Annotated in this window: 13 protein-coding genes and 1 pseudogene; 7 read left to right on the top strand and 7 right to left on the bottom strand. The window is 74.6% G+C overall.

What is annotated here, in order from left to right; genetic code table 11:
• The 3 genes from BUE43_RS31975 (at position 1) to BUE43_RS31965 (ending at position 3,974) form a co-directional block, all read left to right on the top strand.
• Positions 1–1,122, top strand: a complete 1,122-nt coding sequence (locus tag BUE43_RS31975) for an MAB_1171c family putative transporter (RefSeq protein ID WP_073490097.1) — start codon at positions 1–3, stop codon at positions 1,120–1,122.
• Between the two features lie 56 nt (positions 1,123–1,178).
• Positions 1,179–1,931, top strand: coding sequence for an SDR family NAD(P)-dependent oxidoreductase (locus tag BUE43_RS31970; protein ID WP_073490096.1), 753 nt, complete (start codon positions 1,179–1,181; stop codon positions 1,929–1,931).
• Between the two features lie 339 nt (positions 1,932–2,270).
• Positions 2,271–3,974, top strand: coding sequence for a hypothetical protein (locus BUE43_RS31965; protein ID WP_073490095.1), 1,704 nt, complete (start codon positions 2,271–2,273; stop codon positions 3,972–3,974).
• 11 nt (positions 3,975–3,985) lie between these two features.
• Here BUE43_RS31965 and BUE43_RS31960 read toward each other — a convergent pair whose 3' ends face one another.
• The 5 genes and pseudogenes from BUE43_RS31960 to BUE43_RS35520 all read right to left on the bottom strand — a co-directional run.
• On the bottom strand, positions 3,986–6,133 hold the full coding sequence (locus BUE43_RS31960) for a tetratricopeptide repeat protein (RefSeq protein WP_083960395.1): 2,148 nt from the start codon (positions 6,131–6,133) through the stop codon (positions 3,986–3,988).
• Positions 6,134–6,289: 156 nt separating this feature from the next.
• Entirely contained in the window at positions 6,290–7,522 is a 1,233-nt protein-coding gene (locus BUE43_RS31955) for a P-loop NTPase family protein (protein ID WP_073490094.1), read from the bottom strand.
• On the bottom strand, positions 7,519–9,378 hold the full coding sequence (locus tag BUE43_RS31950; protein WP_234996035.1) for a dynamin family protein: 1,860 nt from the start codon (positions 9,376–9,378) through the stop codon (positions 7,519–7,521). The genes BUE43_RS31955 and BUE43_RS31950 overlap by 4 nt, the downstream gene beginning before the upstream one ends.
• An 11-nt stretch (positions 9,379–9,389) precedes the next feature.
• On the bottom strand, positions 9,390–9,578 hold the full coding sequence (locus BUE43_RS33950; RefSeq protein WP_143174527.1) for a hypothetical protein: 189 nt from the start codon (positions 9,576–9,578) through the stop codon (positions 9,390–9,392).
• A gap of 1,236 nt (positions 9,579–10,814) precedes the next feature.
• Positions 10,815–10,916, bottom strand: a pseudogene (locus BUE43_RS35520) (IniB N-terminal domain-containing protein); the annotation flags it as partial.
• 307 nt (positions 10,917–11,223) lie between these two features.
• On the opposite strand from BUE43_RS35520, the gene BUE43_RS31940 reads away from it, so the two are divergent.
• The 4 genes from BUE43_RS31940 (at position 11,224) to BUE43_RS31925 (ending at position 17,350) form a co-directional block, all read left to right on the top strand.
• On the top strand, positions 11,224–12,756 hold the full coding sequence (locus BUE43_RS31940) for an Hsp70 family protein (protein ID WP_073490093.1): 1,533 nt from the start codon (positions 11,224–11,226) through the stop codon (positions 12,754–12,756).
• 8 nt (positions 12,757–12,764) lie between these two features.
• Entirely contained in the window at positions 12,765–15,290 is a 2,526-nt protein-coding gene (locus BUE43_RS31935; protein ID WP_083960394.1) for a helix-turn-helix transcriptional regulator, read from the top strand.
• 112 nt (positions 15,291–15,402) lie between these two features.
• Positions 15,403–16,794 (top strand): HNH endonuclease, encoded by a 1,392-nt coding sequence (locus BUE43_RS31930; protein WP_073490091.1) that lies wholly within the window; start codon positions 15,403–15,405, stop codon positions 16,792–16,794.
• Between the two features lie 31 nt (positions 16,795–16,825).
• Entirely contained in the window at positions 16,826–17,350 is a 525-nt protein-coding gene (locus BUE43_RS31925) for a 2'-5' RNA ligase family protein (RefSeq protein WP_073490090.1), read from the top strand.
• 9 nt (positions 17,351–17,359) lie between these two features.
• On the opposite strand, the gene BUE43_RS31920 is transcribed toward BUE43_RS31925, so the two are convergent.
• A complete protein-coding gene (locus tag BUE43_RS31920; protein ID WP_200797752.1) occupies positions 17,360–18,058 on the bottom strand; it encodes a TetR/AcrR family transcriptional regulator in 699 nt (232 codons plus the stop codon).
• 48 nt (positions 18,059–18,106) lie between these two features.
• The coding region (locus tag BUE43_RS31915) for a heterodisulfide reductase-related iron-sulfur binding cluster (RefSeq protein ID WP_143174526.1) at positions 18,107–18,376 on the bottom strand (270 nt) is incomplete at its 5' end.

Below are 18,376 nucleotides of genomic sequence, written 5' to 3'. Positions count from 1 at the left end.
ATGGTGCTGGAACTCGTCGGCGTCGCCAGCATGTGGCTGGTGGCGTTCGTCAAGGCGCCCCAGGCGATGCGGCACCCCCAGCAGCGCGCCCTGTGGCTGGCGATCACCACGATCGCGGCGGCAATGACGTTGCGCCTGGACGGCATCGACCGCGTCCTGCACGGCCTGGTCCGCGACCCGCACACGATCGACCTGGCCCGGCAGGTCTTCGCGACGGCCGACGCCGCCGCGCTGCTCTGCTTCGTCCTCCTCGCCGCCGGCCGGCCGCGGATGATTCCCCCGGTGCTGGTCATCGGCGGGAGTGTGCTCGTGGCGCTGCTGTGGATCGACGCGACGTCCCCGCCGCACGTCCGCAACGTGGTCGACGCCGACCCCGGCCCCTCCCCCGCGTACTGGGCCCTCTACTTCGCCTTCCTCTTCGTCGCGGACTTCGTGTGCGCGGTGGTGTGCTGCTACCACGGCCGACGCGCCGACCACCGCCCCCTGCGCGTCGGGCTGCTCATGTTCGGCATCGGCATGGGCCTGGCGTGCCTGCTGTGGATCCTGTTCCTCCTCTACCTGGCCACCGAGTCACCGGTCGCGCTGGCGCTGCTGTCGCCGGTCACCGGGATCGAGGCGTTGTTCCTGGCCGGCGGCGTGCTCGTGGCGTCCTCGGCGGCGTTGTTCCGGCCGCTCCTCTCGCTGGTGGCGTTGCTGGAGCTCCGGCCGCTGTGGCGGGACGTCACGGCCGCGGTCCCCACGGTGGTGATGGTGGAGGCGCACCGGGGCGTCACCATGCTCACCGCGCCCAGCCTGCGGGTCTACCGGACCATCATCGAGATCCGCGACGGCCTGTTGTTCCTGCGCAACTACGTGGCGCCGGCGACGGTGCGGGCGGCCAGGGAGCACGTCGTGGCGAGCGGCGTCGCCGAGGAGCTGGTCGACGCCACGGTGACGGCCTGCTGGCTGGCCGCCGCCCTCGACGGCCGACGCCGCGGCGAGGAGCCGCAGCCGGAACCGCCGAACCTCGCCAGCCAGGGCGGCACCCAGCTCGACGCGGAGGTCCAGTTCCTCCGCCAGCTCAGTCGCGCCTACCGGTCCCCGCTCGTGCGGGACTTCGCCGCCAGGGCTCGGGTGGCGTAGCGGCGACGGCGCGTGGGACGGCCCAGCAGAACCCCGACCGGGAAAGGACCTCGTTGATGACACGGCGGGCGGTACTCGTCACCGGCGCCTCGGGCGGCATCGGCACGGCCATCGCGACGGCGTTCGCCGCCGCCGGCGACCAGGTCGTCCTGCACTACGCCAGCGGCAGGAAGCGGGCCGAGGACCTGCTCGCCGCGCTGCCCGGCGACGGCCACCACGCCGTCGGCGCGGACATCGCCGATCCGGAGGAGGCGCGGCGGCTCGTGGAGACCGCGGTGGCGGCGGTGGGCCGGCTCGACGTCCTGGTGAACAACGCCGGCGTCGCCGAGCCCTACCACCCGGTCCTCGACTCCTCCTACGAGGACTGGCAGGCGGCCTGGCAGCGCATGGTCGCGGTCAACCTGACCGGCCCGGCCAACGTCACCTTCTGCGCCGTCCGCCACATGCGCGGCCGGGGCGGGCGGATCGTCAACGTGGGCTCCCGGGGCGCTTTCCGGGGCACCCCGCTGATGCCGGCCTACGCCGCGACCAAGGCCGGGCTCCACGCCTTCGGGCAGACCCTCGCGCTGACGCTCGCCGAGCACGGCATCTCGGTCACCGCCGTCGCGCCCGGCGTGGTCGACACGGGGATGGCCGAGGACCTCCTCAACGGCCCGGCCGGCGACTCGGTGCGCGCGCAGAGCCCGTTCGGCCGGGTCGCCACGGCGGAGGAGGTGGCGCACGCCGTGCTCTACCTGGCCTCGCCCCAGGCCGAGTTCGCCAGTGGCACGGTCATCGACGTCAACGGCGCCTCCTACCTCCGCACGTGAGATCAAGTCCACTATGGACAGATGGCCCGGGGTGGCCGACACGCGGACCGCTCACGTTCCAGGCCGTACGATTGATCACCGTGACGGCACGGACGGCGGACGGGGAGACGAGTCCCCGCGGTAGACGAGCCCGTCACTTTCGGGTGAAACGCGCCCGCCACGCCCACCGTCGCGGGATAGAATCACTGGATAACCGGAAACCGGAAACCGGAAACCGGAAACCGGAAACCGGAAACCGGAAACCGGAAACCGGAAACCGGAAACCGGGCGCCGTAGCCGGACAGCCGGCGGTCCGCGGCCCCTCCCGGATCGGCCGCGACCCGCTCCCCCGGAGCCACGATGCGTGGTGAGAGGTGGTTGGAGACGCCGATCGGCCCCTCGGCCGACCGGTGGGTCACGGTTCCCGCGCGGCGTAGGGTCCTGGCGGTCGCGCGCACGGTGACCTCGACCGGCCGACTGCTGGACGTGCTGCCGGTCCTGCGGGACGACTTCCGGGTCGAGGTGTTGTTCACGGTCGCCGGCCGGTCCGCGTTCGACGACGGCGTCCACGAGTTCCTCGCGGCGATGCAGGCCCGCCTCGTGCCCTGGCGCCAGGTCAGGAGAACCCGATTCGACCTGGCGATCTCGGCGAGCGAGAACGGGGCCCTGCACCAGATCAGGGCACCGCTGCTGCTCCTCCCGCACGGCGCCGGGTTCCACAAGTTCGTCATGTCCGGTTCGGACAGTGGTCCGGCGATCTCCGGGCTGGCGAGGAAACAGCTGGTGCGGCGCGGACGCGCGGTGCCCTCGGCGCTGGCCCTGTCGCACCCGGACCAGCTCGCGTTGCTGGAGCAGGTGTGCCCGGAGGTCGCGCCGCGCGCCGTGGTCGCCGGGGACCCCTGTTACGACCGGATCACCGCGAGCCGTCGGCTGCGCGAGCGGTATCGGCGGGCGTTCGGCGTCGGGGACCGCAAGCTCGTGGTGCTGACCTCGACCTGGAGCACAGAGTCGTTGCTCGGGCGGCATCCCCGGCTTCCCGAGCGGTTGCTCGCGGAGCTGCCGGTGGACGAGTACGCCGTGGCGGCGGTCCTGCACCCGAACGTCTGGCACGGGCACAGCCGGTGGCAGACGCGGTCCTGGCTGGCGACGGCGCAGGAGGCCGGGCTGATCCTGGTCCCACCGACGGAGGGCTGGCGCGCGGCGCTCGTGGCCGCGGACTGCGTGATCGGCGACCACGGATCGGTCACGTTCTACGCCGCCACTCTGGGTGTCCCGGTGCTGTTGGCCAGTGACGGGGGCGGCCAGGTCGTGCCGGACACGCCCCTGGCCGCGCTCCAGTCCCTCGCGCCGCGCCTGGATCTCGGCCGTGGTCTGCGCGCCCAACTCGCGGAGGCGGCGGACGAACCACAACCCGCCCGCTACGCCGGTCTGGCAGCGGCGGCGTTCGCCGAACCCGGTCGCTCGGCGCACTTGCTGCGCGACCTCATGTACCACCTGATGGACCTGACCCCGCCCTCGCGTCCACCCCGGACGGACCCGGTGCCCGTGCCGTCGACGCGGCTGCCCGCCGTGACGGCTTTCCAGGTCTTCACCGAGGTCCAGGACGCGCCCACCCCGGTGGTGCGGCTCCACCGCTTCGCGGCCGTGCTCGACGACGACACCGATCGCGGCACGGGTCTGCGCCGTCAGCACCTCGCGGTCGACCTCGACGAGCCGGACGAGCGGTTGCTGGAGAGCGCCTCGGTGTTGTTCCGCCGGGACGTGGACGAACGCGACTGGGCGCGGGGAGCAGATGCGGAGGAGATCTTCCGGCGTTATCCCGGCTGTCGCGTCGTCGCGGGAGTGGACGACGCGCACCGGTGCCTTCTCCGGTTGCGGGACGGCACTTCCCTGCTGACATTCATCCACAATGGACGGAGTAGCTGGTCGGTTCCCGGCGAGGCTCTTGCCTCGGCGGTCCACGCCTGGGTCGCCGGTGGGAGATCTCCGAACGACCTGGGTCCGGAGTTCCGCCTGCGGCTGGGCCCGGCGGAAGTCAGCGTGGTCCTGGCCTCTTCTCCCTGAGCCCGCCTGCCCTAACCCGTGATCTTCGCCAGCCGCGCCTGGTACTCCTCGGTTCGAGGGCTTCCCGTACTCGCGTGGATTTCCACCAGTCGGCGCAGGTTGTCCACACGCCCCTCGTCGTCTCCTGGCAGGTCCACCAGGAGTTCCAGGGCTTCCGACTCGTAGCCCCACGCCCCGAGTCGACGCATGGTCTCCGCCGCCTCGGACAGCACGACCCGCGCGTCCCTGTCGCGGCCGAGGTTCCGGTAGACCTCGCCGAGTCCGGTGAGGACCCGGGCCCGGGTTCGGTCGTCACGCAGCTCCGTCAGCAGGTCCCTGGCGCGCTCGAACTTCTCCACCGCCGCGGCGTACTCGCCGAGCTGGTTCAGCGTTCGTCCGATGAACTGGGTCTGCAAGGCGACGCCGCGTGCGTTCGTCAGCTTTTCCCGCACCAGCTCCTCGTTCACCGCGAGGGACCACTCGAACGCGGCGAGGGCGCTCGGGTAGTCGCCCTGGTCGTAGTGGGTCAGCCCGATGAACTCCACGACGGAGGCGAGGAGTTGGCGATCTCCCGCCTCCTCCGCGGCGCTCCGCGCCTGCGACAGCTCCTCGTGGGCCTTCGCCCACTTCTTCTGCTCTCGCAACGCCCGGGCGAGTTGGCTGCGCATCCGGGCCTCCGCCCAGCGGTTTCCGCAGCGGCTTGCGGCCTCGATGGCCAGTCGGTGCGTCTCCTCCCAGTCGTGGTAGTGCTTGCGGTGCAGGAACAACACCCACAACGCCTCGGTGAGCTGCCAGACCAGTTCGTCCCAGCCCTGCTTCGCGGCGACCCGCACGGCGTCCACCAGGTTGGCCCGCTCGTCGTCCATCCACTGGAGCGCGGTGGCGGAGTCGAACGGTGGCATCCAGTCGGCGACGAGCGAACTGTGGTCGGCGCGCCGCATCCGCTTCTTCATCACCAGCAGATCCGCTGCCGCGGCGGCACGGAGGTACCACCGCACGATGCGTTCGGTGATCCGATTCCGCTCGTCGAGTGATTCCTCGTCGCGGGCGCGTCCCGCCGCGTGAACCCGGATCAGCTCGTGGTGGAAGCGAAAGCGGCCGGACCGGTCCTCCTCAACGAGGTGGCTGCGGTAGAGGGTGTCCAGGAGTTCGTCGACCGTCTCCGCCGGCAGGTCCACCGCCGCGACGACGACTTCGCGGCAGAAACGCGGTCCTGGATGGAGACCGAGCACCCGGTACAGCCGCCGCGCGGGCTCGGGCAGGTCTCGGTAGGAGGTGTCGCAGGCAGCGCTGACCACCGCTTTGCCCTCCATCGACAGCCGGTCCAGCAACGAGGGATCGGCGCGGAGTTCCCGCACCAGCGCCGCGATGGACTGGGTGCGGCGACGGCGCAACCGCGCGCCGATCACGCGGAGCGCCAGGGGAAGGCCGCCGCACAGCCGCACCAGATCCGCCGCCGCCTCGCGTTCGGCCGACGTCCGATCCTCGCCGACGAACTTGGCGAGCAACCGCACGCCGTCCTCGTCGCCCAAGGGCGCGAGGCGCAACGCCTCGGCGCCGTCGGCCACCAGCTCGTCCAGCTCCCAGTGGGTGGTGACGACGACGGCGCTGTTCCCCGAACTCGGCAGCAACGGCGTGATCTCCGCCGAGTTGGCGGCGTTGTCGATCACGACGAGGACGCTCCGGTTGGCCGTCCTGGTCCGGAACAGGTTGACCCGGCCCGCCAGGTCCGGGGGAATCCACTTCTCGTCGGTGCCCAGCGCCCGGAGGAAGTCGCCGACGACGTCGCTGATCCCGCTGCCGCCCCGGCGCCGGACCGAGCCCAGGTCGGTCCACAGCTGGCCGTCGGCGAACCGGTCGCGCACCTGGTGCGCCCAGTGCAGCCCGAGCCTCGTCCGGCCGATGCCCTCGGGTCCGCTGAGCACGGCCACCGCCGGCCGCCCCCGGGTCCGCCCGCGCTCCAGGCCGGCGCCCAACACTGCCAGCTCGGCGTCGCGGTTCACGAACCAGACCGGCTTCGGCGGGAGTTGTCGTGGCACGACCTCGGGCGGCGGCTCGGAGATCTGGAAGGAGGCCCGGTCCACGCGGCCGATCTGCACCACGGTGCCCGAGACGTCGTGGACGACGTTGGCGTGCGCCGGCGCGTCGTGCGGTGGGTCCTGGTGCTTCTCGCCGTCCATGCGCCGCTCCCCGCCCGCGTCCGACCCGCGCCGTCCACCCGGCCAGCGCTGCGGACGGTGACGACCAATCTACGCCACGCCACCCCGACCGCCGGGCTCGCTCTGCCGAAGGCGCTGGTTTCCCAGTTCACCGGCGAGATCCCGTCGAGTCGCGGGTTATCCGGGGAGCTGGGTGAGAAGTCCCTCGCAGGTGCGGACGACAGTGCGGGCGAGGTCGCGTTGGTGTTGGTCCAGCAGGGGATTCTCGGTCTGGACCTGCCACCGGAGCAGGGCGTCGGTCGTCGCCGAGTGGAGTTCCCGGTCGGGCAGCTCGTCGGGCGTTCCGAGCCTCGCGGCCGGGTCGAGGCCCTGGCCGCCGAGCAACCGCTCGGCCTCGGTGGCGAGGTCTCCGGGCAGGGTGGTGCGGCCCGAGGTCAGCGCCGCCAGGGCGCGGAGTTCGCGGAAGTCGTGTGTGGAGACCAGAAGGCGCTCCAGGTCGGCGGCGAGGCGTCCGGCGGTGGGGCGCGGTTCCCTGCGGAGCACCAGGTCCAGGGCGAGCAGGGCGGAGCGCGCCTTGAGGACGTGGTGCCGGTCGGTGAGGCACCGCGTCACCGTCTCCCGCAGTTCGGCCAATCCGCTGCGCCGCACGAGCTGCGTGGACAACTTGGTCCGCGTGTCGCAGCCGGTCCGGATCAGGGTGACGGTGAGGCGGACCCCGAAGAGCCCGAACCGGTCGAGAAGCGCGTGCCGCTCGCGCTGTCCCAGGACGGGGACGGCCGCGCCGGCGAACCGGTCCACGGACAGCAGGAAGCCCTCCAGGTCGGGCCTGGGCACGGCGGCCAGCGCCGCGAGGTCGGCGAACTCCGGTTCCCGCAGGGTGCGTCCGGCGTGGGCCAGCAGCCCGGACAGCGCGACGACGTTCGCGCACACCGCGCGCAGCCGGACGTCGGTCCGGTGCCGGCGGGCGATCTGCCGGGCGGTGGTGAGGGCGTCGATCCGGCCGGCGTTGGTCTCGTCCGCGCGCGAGAGCACCACGACCGCGTTCGCCGGCAGGGCCGACGCCACCGGACTGTCCTGAGTGGACCGGAGCAGCCGCAGGTCGCCCTCGTCGGGGTGGCGGGTGAGGTGGAGGGCGGCGTCGACGTCGGACAGACCGACGCCCCCGCCCTCCCCTGCCGCCTCGGACAGCGACCGCTCCACGAGCGTCGCGTCGCGCAGCCCCCGCCCGGTGACGGCACTGACCACTGTGGACTTCCCCGAACCGGGCGGCCCCACGACGGCGATCCGCAGCGGCTCGTCCAGTCGGCGCAGGTGGTCCTGGAGCCAGCGGCCGGCGCGGGGGTTGTCCCGGTAGACCGAGAAGGCGCCGCCGAAGAGGGCGCGGACGGCGGTGGCGAGGTCGGTGCTCACGCGGTGATCTCCAACGGGGTTGCCCTGGTGGCGACGGCCAACGCCCGGGCCCGCCGGTCCAGGGCGAGGAGCCGTTGCAGCTCCTGGTTCCTGCGGTCCCGCTCGACGGCCTCGGCGTTGGCCGCCTCCTTGGTCCGGCGCACCCCCTCGACGATGCGCTCCTGCAGCTCCTCGGTGAGGGCGGTGAGGTGGTCCCGGAGCACGCGGTGCACGTGGCGGGCCGCGTCCCGGCACTCCTTGCCGAACCGCAGGAAGAAGTCGTCGACGTGGCGCTGCACCGCGGCCTTCGCGACCGTCTGCCGGCGTTGCAGCCGGTTCCTGGACTCGTCGCGCACGCTCTTGCCGGCGAAGGCCGCGCCCGCGCCGAGCGAGAGCGGGTTGATCATCGGCAGCCCGGCCAGGCTGGTGACCAGGCCGAACATCAGCACCCCGCCGTAGGAGCCCTTCAGGCCGATGAACGCCTTCTGCGCCGCGGTGAACCGCTCGATCTTCGGCATGTCCACCGCGGACACCTCGTCGGCGGGCAGCCCGAGCGCGGTCAGCGGCGCCGGCGCCCGCGCGTCCGCGGCCGGGAAGCCCAGCGCCACCTTCTCCGCGATCCACTCACAGCGCTCGACGAGCCAGGTGGAGCTGGCCTCCGCCACCTCGGACAGGTTGCGGCCGAGCCAGTCCTCCAGGATCTCCCACACCGCGAGCGGGTCGGCCTCGTCGAGGACCCGGTCCACCTCGCGGAGCACGCCGCGGGTCCGCTCCCGCAGGTCGTGGTCGATGTCGGCGGTCAGGTCCGCCATCTCGTCCGCGAGGACCTGGTGGCAGCGGCCCGACCGACGGCGCAGCTCCTCCAGTTGCCGCTGCGCCTCCTCCAGGCGGGACGCCGCGACGCCCGTCCGGCTGGGCAGCGCGACCTCGGCCCGCACCCTGGCGACGACCGGCTCCAGGGCGGCGGTGGTCGCCACGGCCACGGTCCACCTGGCGAGCTGGTCGCGGCGGGCGACCACCGACCGCCGCAGGTGGTCGAGCAGCTCGGGGAACCCGGACTCGCCGTTGAGCGCCCGGTCCCCGGCGTCGGCCGCGCGCAGCCGGAGGGCCGCCGAGACCGGGAGCTGGGGCACCGCCAGCCCGGCCCCGGCCAGCCGCGCCCGGTTCCGCTCCAGCACCTGCCGCCACCCCGTGACCAGGTCGATCTTGGTGAGGGCGACGAGCACGGCCGGGCAGGACGCCGCGACCTGGCGCAGCAGGTCGAGCTCGGCCCCGGTGAGCTCGCCGGTCGCGTCGGAGACCAGCACCACGGCGTCGGCGTCGGCCAGCGCGGCGTGGACGGCGCCGCCGCGCTCGGTGGTCGGGTCCCCGAGCGGTGGAGTGTCCACAAAGGACAGACCGGACGCGAGCAGCGCGCGCGGGATGCCCACCTCGGCGCGGAGCAGACCGGCCCGCGCGCCAACCTCCCTGGCGACCTGGTCGACCGGGACCGGCACCCGTGCCGGGGGCGCGCCGGCCGCAGCGGGACGCGCGACGAGGACCGCCGACGGTGTCTCGGCGTGCTGGACGACGGTGGCCGCCGAGGGGGAGACGTCGTCGCCCACGGCGCAGACCGGCGCGTTGACCAGCGCGTTCACCAACTGGCTCTTGCCCTGCTTGGCCATCCCGACGACCACCACCCGCAGGTGGGGGGCGAGCAGCCCGGCCCGCCGGCGGCGCAGGCCGTGGGCGAGGTCCTGGCGGCGGTGGGCCTCGCAGACCCCGATCGTCTCGTCGAGCACCGCGAGCCACGGAGACGCCGACCCGGCGGCCGGTGTCGTGGCCGGCGGGTCGGCGGCGCGCAGGGCCGGACCCGTCGAGGCGACGGGTCCGGCCAACTCCCCGGGTCTCAGAGACCGACGCCCAGGTCGTGGTGTCCCAGGTCGCCCGCGCCCACGGCGTCGGACAGCCCGCCCACCGGCTGGGTCAGGCCGCCCACGGTGTCGCCCAGCCCCGTGTGCGAAGCGCTGACCTGGTGGTGGGAGTGCGTGTCCGCGCCGCCGGCCAGGTCGGCGGTGGCGGGGTGCTGGGTGCCCACACCCACGCCGGCGCCGACGCCGGCACCGACACCCGCGTCGACCCCGAGGCCGGCGCCAACCCCAGCACCGACCCCGACGCCCGCACCCACACCGGCACCCACACCGAGACCCGCGTCGACGCCGACGCCCGCGCCCACACCAGCGCCCACGCCAGCCCCGACACCGGCACCAACCCCAGCGCCCACGCCGGCGTCAGCACCCACACCCACGCCGACCCCAGCGCCAACCCCGGCACCGACGCCCACACCAGCGTCAACACCGGCACCCACGCCAGCCCCGACACCGACTCCAGCGCCCACGCCGGCTCCGACACCCACACCGGCACCGGCGTCGACGCCAACTCCCGCGCCGACCCCGACACCAGCGCCGACGCCCACACCAGCGTCAACACCGACGCCGGCGCCAACCCCGGCACCGACACCCGCGCCCACGCCGGCACCAACGCCGACTCCAGCACCCACACCAGCGTCAGCGCCGATCCCGACACCAATCCCAGCGCCAACACCCGCGCCGGCGTCCGCACCGATGCCCACACCAGCCCCGACACCGGCGCCAACCCCAGCACCGACACCGGCACCCACACCGAGACCCGCGCCAGCACCCAGGCCAACACCGGCACCGAGGCCGAGGCCGGCGTCGACGCCAACGCCGGCACCGATGCCCGCGCCGACACCCACGCCAGTGCCAACCCCGGCACCGACACCCGTGCCCACGCCGGCACCAACGCCGACTCCAGCGCCAACACCAGCACCCACGCCAGCCCCGACACCGGCACCGACGCCGGCGCCAACCCCGGCACCGACACCCGCGCCCACGCCGGCACCAACGCCGACTCCGGCACCAACACCAGCACCCAGGCCAACACCGGCACCCAGACCGAGGCCGGCTCCGACGCCGGCCACCACACCGAGACCGGCGCCGACACCGCCCACCACGTCCAGCGAGCCATCGACGTCGCCGCAGGCGGTGAAGTCGCCCGCGACCCCGGCACCAGCGCCCACGCCGAGGCCGGCACCGGCACCGGCACCGGCACCGGTCGCGACCGCCGGGTCGACCGCGGGCTCGGTGGCCGTGAACTGCTGGGTCACGGCCTGGAGCTGCTGGATCGCGCCGGCGGAGCCCTCGGCGGCGGCCGCGTCGGTCGGGTCCATCCCGGCGAGCCGGGCGGGGGCGTAGTCGAGCACCAGCGGCACGACCTCCTGCACGTCCTCGGCGCGGATGTCACTCAGGCCCGCGTCCCGCAGGACGCCCTCCGGGTCGTGCTCGAAGGCGGCCCGCGCCTGCGGATCGCTCAGCAGGTCGAGGACGAAGTCGTGCAGCGTCTGCGAGTGCGTCATCGGGAGTCTCTCTCCGTGAAAACCATCGGCGACCATCAGTTGACCAGCCAGGACACGGCCGGACAGCCGGCCAGGGCGGTGTGGACGACGCTAGGCCCGCCATCACCCTGTGCACATCGGGGATCACTCCTGGTTAGATGTTGGCCCCGGGTGCACCCACCTCGGCCGTCACCTTTTAGGGGATTCGGGGGTTGCCGTTGTGACGGATCGGGGCTGCCACCCGGGGGAGTCCCCCTTGATACGAACAGGTGAGCCGAGCGGAGCGGCGGCCCGGCGCCCCGCACCGCCGACGGAGGAGGCGACACGCATGCCCTACGTCCTGGGCGTCGACGTGGGCACGGCCCGGACCACGGCCGCGGTCTGTCGCCTCGACAGCCCGCCGGACGGGGGCGGCCAGCCGGTCCGCCTCGGCGCCGCGGCGACGGCCGTCCCCACGGCGCTGCACCTGTCCCCCGACGGGACGGCCCTGGTGGGTGAGGACGCCGAGGAGCGCGCCCCCGCCGAACCCGCGCTCATCGCCCGGGGTTTCCCCCGTCGGGTGGGTGACCCCGAGCCCATGGTCGTGGGGGGCGAGCCCTACCTGGCGGAGGTGCTCACGGCGGTGCTCGTCCGGTGGGTCGCCGACCAGGTCGCGGAGCAGGAGGGCGGCCCAGCCCGACACGTCGCCCTCACCCACCCCGGCGACTGGGGGGCGCACCGCCGCCAGGTGGTGCTCGGCGAGTTGCGGGCGGCCGGGCTGACCGAGGTCACCCTGGTCCCCCGGCCCGTCGCCGTCGCCGAGCAGCACGCCGTCAGGGACCCGGGCGCGGCCGCACTCGCCGTCCTGGTCGTGAACAGCGACGACGTGGACTGCGCGCTGGTCCGCCGGACCGAGGACGGCGGGTTCGACCTCGCCGGACGGGCGGACCGCCTCCCCGGGGTGGGCGGCGACCACCTCGCGGACCTGGTCCTCGGCCGGGTGCGCGCCGAGTTGGGCCGCCACCTGGACGGCCTCGACCACGGTGATCCCCGGATCCGCCACGCGCTGTGGCGACTGCGCGCCGACTGCGCCCACGCGGCGGAGGCGCTGGCCGGGGCGCCCGAGGCGGTGGTCCCCGTGCGGTTGCCCACCGTGGCCACCCACGTCCGGGTGTCGCGCGCGGCCGTGGAGGACCTGGCCCGCCCCGCGTGGGAGCACGTCGCCGACGCCCTGGCCCGCGTCGCCCGGTCCACGGCGGACGCCCGTCCCCCCGAGGCCGCGGTACTCGCCGGCGAGGCCGCGCGGGCGCCACGGGTCGCGAGCCTGGTCGGGTCGGCGCTCCGGTGCCGGGTCGCGGTCGACCAGGACCCCGGGACGGTCCTCGCCAGGGGCGCCGCGGTCGCCGCGCGGTGGCTGGTGGACGGCCGGCCCCGCCCGCCCGCACGTCCCCCGGTGGCCCCCCCGGCGCCCCCCGCGGAGCGGACCTCGGTCCTCGAACCGGCGGTCAGCGCGCCGGTGGTCCTCCACCCCGTCGACGACCGGCTCGACGACCTCGGCGAGCCACCTCCCCGGCCCCCGGTGGCGGTCATCCCGATCGAGCTGCCCCGGCGCCGCTCCCTGCTGGAGCGCGTGCCCGGAGTCCGCGCCGACCGCATCGGCAAACCCGGCGTGGTCGCGGCGGCCGTGGTCCTGCTGCTCATGGGCGGCGCGGCCCTGACCTTCGGCTTCCCCGGCGACGCCACTCCCCCGCCGGGAGCGGGGGCCGGCCCCGCCGCCTCCGTCGGCCCCGCCACCTCCACCGCCACCGGCACCCCCACCGCTCCGAGTCCCTCGTCCCGCCCCCCGTCGAGCAAGCCCCAGCCCGCCAAGGACGGCCGTTGACTCACCCCGTGACCCGCCCCCAGCCCCTCCTGGACCCGCGGACCAGACACCTCCTCGACACGTTCGCCTCCGTCCCCGACCCCACACCGCGCCTCGCGGTCGTCGCCCCCGGCGGCCACGGGAAGACCACGCTCCTGCGCGCGCTGGCCGAGGCGTGCCGCCGCGCGGGCGTCGACGTGGCGCCCCAGCGGCGGGACCTGCCCGACACCGGGGACGACCCCGTGCTGCTCGTCGACGACGCGCACCACCTGAGCGACCCGCAGCTGCGCGACCTACGCCGCCGCGTGGAACGCGGGCGGCAGGGCGTCGTCGTCGCCTGCCGTCCCTGGCCGAGACCCACGGCGCTCACCGACCTGCTGGAGACGCTCGACCTGGGCACTCCCCCGCTGACGCTGGGCCCGCTGGACCACGAGCGGACCGCCGGGCTGCTCGCCGAGTCCCTCGACGCCACCCCGCCGCCCGGCCTGGTCGAGCACGTCCACGCCCAGACCGGGGGGGTTCCCCGGTTCGTGCGGCGGGTGGCCGAGGCGCTGGCCGACCAGCGCCGCCGGGGCGACCGGGACCTCCCGGCCGAGGTCCCCCCGGCGGCGGTGGCCCGCTTCCGGCACGACCTGGACCGGCTGGACCCCGACGTGCGCCGGCTCCTGCTCGCCCTGGAGGCGGGGGTCGGACTGCGGATGGACCTGCTGGGCGCCCTGTTGGGCCGGGCGGCCGACGAGGTCGGCGAGGTCATGGCCGCTGCGCGCGCGACCGGCCTGCTGGCCGCGGACGGCGCGCTGCTGCCGATCAGCCGCGCCGCCGTCCGGTCGCTGCTGCCCGCCGAGCAGCGGGTGGGAGTGCGCCAGCGGTTGGCCGAGCTCCAGTTGGCGCGGGGCGGCCCGGTCCTGCCGCTGGCCCGGTCGCTGCTGGGCACCGGCATCGGCGGGGAGAGCGTCGCCGCCGCGTTCGAGGCCGCCGCGGGGGAGGCGCTGACCGCCGAGCCCGCGCTGTCGGCGCAGCTGTTCGCGGCGGCGGCCGCGGCCGGGCGACCGGTCTCCGCGCTGGCCACCGGCTGGGCGCGCGCGGCGGCGTTGGCCGGTGACCTCGACCCGGCGCTGCGCCTGGCGGACCAGGTGATCGGGGCGGACGACTCGGCGGACCGCGCGGACGCCGCGCGGGTGGCCGCCGCCGCCCTGGCCCACCGCGGTCAGCTCGGCCGCAGCGCGGAGCTGTACCGGTGGGCCGGCTCCGGCTCGGCGCCGGCCTTCGCGGCCGTCGGCCTGGTCGGGACCGGCCAGCTCGGGCCGGCCGAGCCGCTGCTCGCCGAGACCCCGTCCGGCGAGCCGCCCACCCTGCTCGCCGGGGCCGCGTCGCTGATGGCGCTCGGCGTCCACGAGTCGGTGACCGGCTGCTGGACCGGCGCGCTGGCCACCCTGGTCCGGGCCTCCTCCCTGTTGGAGCCGGCCGGCCGGGCGGTGCCCCTGCCGGACAGCCCGGCCGCGCTGGCGGCGCTCGTCGCGCTGCACTGCGGCGAACTGGACGTCGCCGACTCCGTGCTCGCCCGCGCCCTCGCCGCCGGCATGGGCGGCGCCCTCATGACCCCCCGGCACCGGCTGCTCCAGGCGTGGATCCTCATGGCCAGGGGGAAGACCGCGCTCGCGGCGGAGCGGTTGGGCCAGATCCGCAAGGACACCCGGGCGCTCGAACCCCGGGACTGGTTGTTCGCGGTCGCGCTCGACGTGGGGCTGGCCCGACGGGGCAGCGACCTGCCCGCGCTGCGGGAGACCTGGTCGCACGCCGGCGAGGCCGTGCTGCGCCACCCGGTCGACCTGTTCACGTTCCTGCCCATGGGCGAGCTGGCCGTGGCCGCCGCCCGGCTGCGGGAGCAGGACCGGATCATCCCGCACCTGCGGGAGGCCGCCGCGCTGGCCCGGCGGCTCGGCGACCCGCCGCTGTGGGTGACGCCGCTGCACTGGGCCGGCCTGCACGCCGCGCTGGTGGCGGACCAGCACGCGGTCGCGGAGGAGCACGCCACCGCGTTGGTGGCCAACCGCCACCACAACCGGTACTGCGCGGTGCTCGCCGCCGCCGCCGAGTGCTGGTTGGGCGTCGCCTCCGGCGTGATCGACCCGGCGAGGACCGAGGCCGCCGCCCGCGGGCTGCGGGACGCCGGGCTGTGCTGGGACGGGGCCCGGCTCGCCGGCCAGGCCGCGATCCGGACCTCCGACCGCAAGGCCATGGTGGGCCTGCTGGAGTGCGCGCGGATGCTCCAGGGCAGGGCCGCCGGCGCCCGGACCGTCGCCGGCCAGGCCGTCCCGCACCGGGGCGGCGCCGGGCGCGGCGACGGGGCGCAGCTCAGCGACCGGGAGCGCGAGGTCGCCACCCTCGTGCTGTCCGGCCTGACCTACAAGCAGGTCGCCGACCGCCTGTTCATCTCCGCCAAGACGGTCGAGCACCACATGGCCCGCATCCGCACCCGCCTCGGCTGCGCGAACCGCAGCGAGCTCCTCACCCAGCTCCGGCACCTCCTGCGCGGCGACAACGCGCCGGCCTGACCCCCGGACCTGTCACCCCCCGAGGGCATGATCAGCGGCGAGAACCCGACCCGGACGCCGACTCCCCCCGGAAGGGCCCGGAGCCGGCACGTCATTCCTGTGGCGGAGAGGCATGGACGAGACCCAGCTCCTCGAGCACCTGCGGACACTGCGCAAGGCGAACAACACGGCGCCCCACAAGCCGCTGCTTCTGCTGTGGCTGTTGCGGCGGTTCACCACAACCGGTTCCACCTGGGTGCGCTACGCCGACGTGGAGAAACCGGTCGGTGAGCTCATCGACCGGTACGGCAAGCCGACGGTGAAGCCGCTGCCGGACCGCGCCGCGATGCCCTTCGTCCACCTGGAGCGGGAGCTGTGGGACGTTCGGGACGGCGCGGACGAGCCGATCGACACGAGCGTGCCCGAGCGCGGTTCGTGGCTCCGCGAACGCGAGGCCCACGGTCGGCTCCACGACAGCGTGGAACACCTGCTGCGCGACCCCGAGATCCACGCCGCCGCGCAGAAGACTCTCCTGACTCACTTCGACCCCGACACCGCGGAACGGGTCGTCATCGACATCGGCGGGCGCACCCCTGCCGCGTCGCTGGAGTACACCGGGACTCACCACCCGGAAAAGCGCCACCGCGGCGAAGACTTCGACCGCAGACTGCGTACCGCCGCCATGGAATGGCTCCAGGAGCTCGCCGACCAGGGACAGGAGACAGTCACCGCCAAGCAACTCACCGAGTTCCGGTTCGAGGGCCAGCGGATCCCACTCGTCGGAGACGGCAGGAGGGTCTGGGCACCGCCCCCGCTCGACGCGGCCCTGTCGATTCGCGGCCCAGTTCCCGAGTCAGAAGCCGACGACGGCTTGGCGCGCTTCGGGTACGACGGAGAGGAGCCTTCGGCGGAGGAGGCGATTCGCCGCGCCCTGGAGCGGAACGCGCCGCTCGTCTGGTTCGTGGAGGTCGACCAGGACCTTTACCTGCCTCATTTCCCGGTCCGGGTGGTCGCCGACGAACCGGCCGAGCGACGGGTCGTCCTCGCGCTCTCCGGCGAGAGCCCCGAAGAGAACGACAGCGACGAACGCCGCTACGGGGAGCGGCTCGTCAGGTCCAGGCTTCACCAGAAGGTCTTCAGCGCACGGGTGTTGCTGGCCTACGGAGCCGCCTGCGCGGTCTGCGGCCTCCACTACCCCGACCTGCTCGACGGCGCGCACATCCTTCCCGACGGGCACCCGGACGGCCGCCCGGTCGTCCCGAACGGAATCGCTCTCTGCAAGCTCCACCACGCCGCGTTCGACCGGAAGCTCATCGGGATTCGCCCGGACCTCCGGATCGAAGTCGCGCCCTGGGTACGGGCGGACCGGAGCGACAACCTGATGGCTCGGTACGGGCTTCGCGACCTGCACGACACGCGGTTGACGGTTCCTCGCTCGCCGCGCGACCGGCCCAACCGGGAGGCCCTGGAGGTGCGGTACCACGAGTACCTCAGGCACGTCGGGGCGGTGGAGCGGTCGCGCTGAGGACGGCCGGGAAGCCGGTTACCGTCGGGGCGTGGCGCTCGGGGTCTGCCTGCTGTTCGACCGACGGGCCGAGCGCGCCCTGCGGGGGCTGTGGGACCGGTTGGAGAGCCGGGGTGTGCCGACGCTGCGCACCCACACGCACGGCCAGCACCACCCGCACATGTCCTACGTGGTGCTGCTGGAGTGGGACGTCGACGAGGTGCGGGCCGCGGTCGAGGCGCTTCCCGACCGGGGCCCGTTCGCGATCACGTTCGACGCCATGGGCGCGTTCCGCCGGGGCCGGATCTCGCTGGTGCCCGCGGTGCCCCAGGACCTGGTGGCACGACAGCAGGCGGTCGTGGAGGCCGTGCGCGGCACCGGCGCGTTCGTGCACCAGCACTACGAGCCGGGCCGGTGGCTCCCGCACTGCTCGCTGGCTCCCCGCGCGCGGCTCGGGCAGCTCCCGGTGGTCGCGGCGTCGGTGTACGACATCCTCCCGCTGCACACCGAGGTCGTGCGGGCGGCGCTGATCAACAGCGCGACGGGCGAGCTGTGGCCGCTGCGGACCATCCCCTGAACGGGGGTCCTACCCACGGTCCCTGCCGGCGAGCCGGGCGGCGGCGCCGTCGAGGAGGAGCTCGACGAACAGGTCGTGGTAGGGGCCGTGGAAGGCGGCCAGCTCCTCGGGCAGCGCGTGCCGGGCGTACTCCCCCATCGCGGCCAGCCCCGGTCGGGCGAGGTCGCCGCGGAAGGAGCACAGGACCTCCATGACCCGGAAGTAGGACGCCGGGTCCCGGTGGTTCTCGTCCTCCCAGGCCACGAGGAAGAACCCGCCGTTCAGCAGGAGGCTGAAGACGGCGGGGGCGTCGGCGCCGAACCCTGCGCGGCGCAGCACCTCCACCCCGCGGTCGATGAAGTGCAGCGCGGACGCGACGACCGGGCCCCGGCGGACCAGGCGGTTCGCCACGCCGGGGAAGCACCGGGCGACCCGGCGGCCCTCGACGAGCACGGTCCGGAACCAGTCCCGCCACGGCGTGTCGACGTCCGGGCAGGGGATGCGGCCGACGACCCGCTCGGTGACGGCGTCCATGACCGCCTCGCGGTCGCCCACGTGGTGGTAGATCACCGTCGGCCACACGTCGAGCTCCGCGGCGAGCTGGCGGATGGTCCAGCCCTGGAGCCCCCGGTCCGCGGTGAGCCGCTCGGCCGCGTCGACGACGCGGCGGGCGCTCATCTGCCGGCGGCCGGTGCCCCGGCCTCGTGCCCCGACCTCCGCGCGCGCCACGCGGGCACCCTAGCCCTTTCGTGGGACGTCACGTCCTCGGGCGAGGGATCACCCGGACGCCGGAACCCGCCCGTCACCGCTCCGGCGCACCGCCCGGAGCAGCACCTGCGCGACGTCCAGGATCTCGACGTGGCCGGGCGCCACGCGTTCGTTCTGTCGTGTGGTGAGTCCGTCGGTCATCATGACCCGGCAGAACGGGCACCCCGTGGCGATCTTGGACGGGCCGGTGCCCAACGCCTCGTCCACCCGTTCCAGGTTGATGCGTTTGCCGACCCGTTCCTCCATCCACATCCGTGCCCCACCCGCACCACAGCACAG

Source organism: Streptoalloteichus hindustanus (genome assembly GCF_900129375.1).
Classification (GTDB): Bacteria; Actinomycetota; Actinomycetes; order Mycobacteriales; family Pseudonocardiaceae; genus Streptoalloteichus; species Streptoalloteichus hindustanus.
This window is presented reverse-complemented; position numbering and strand designations above follow the sequence as displayed.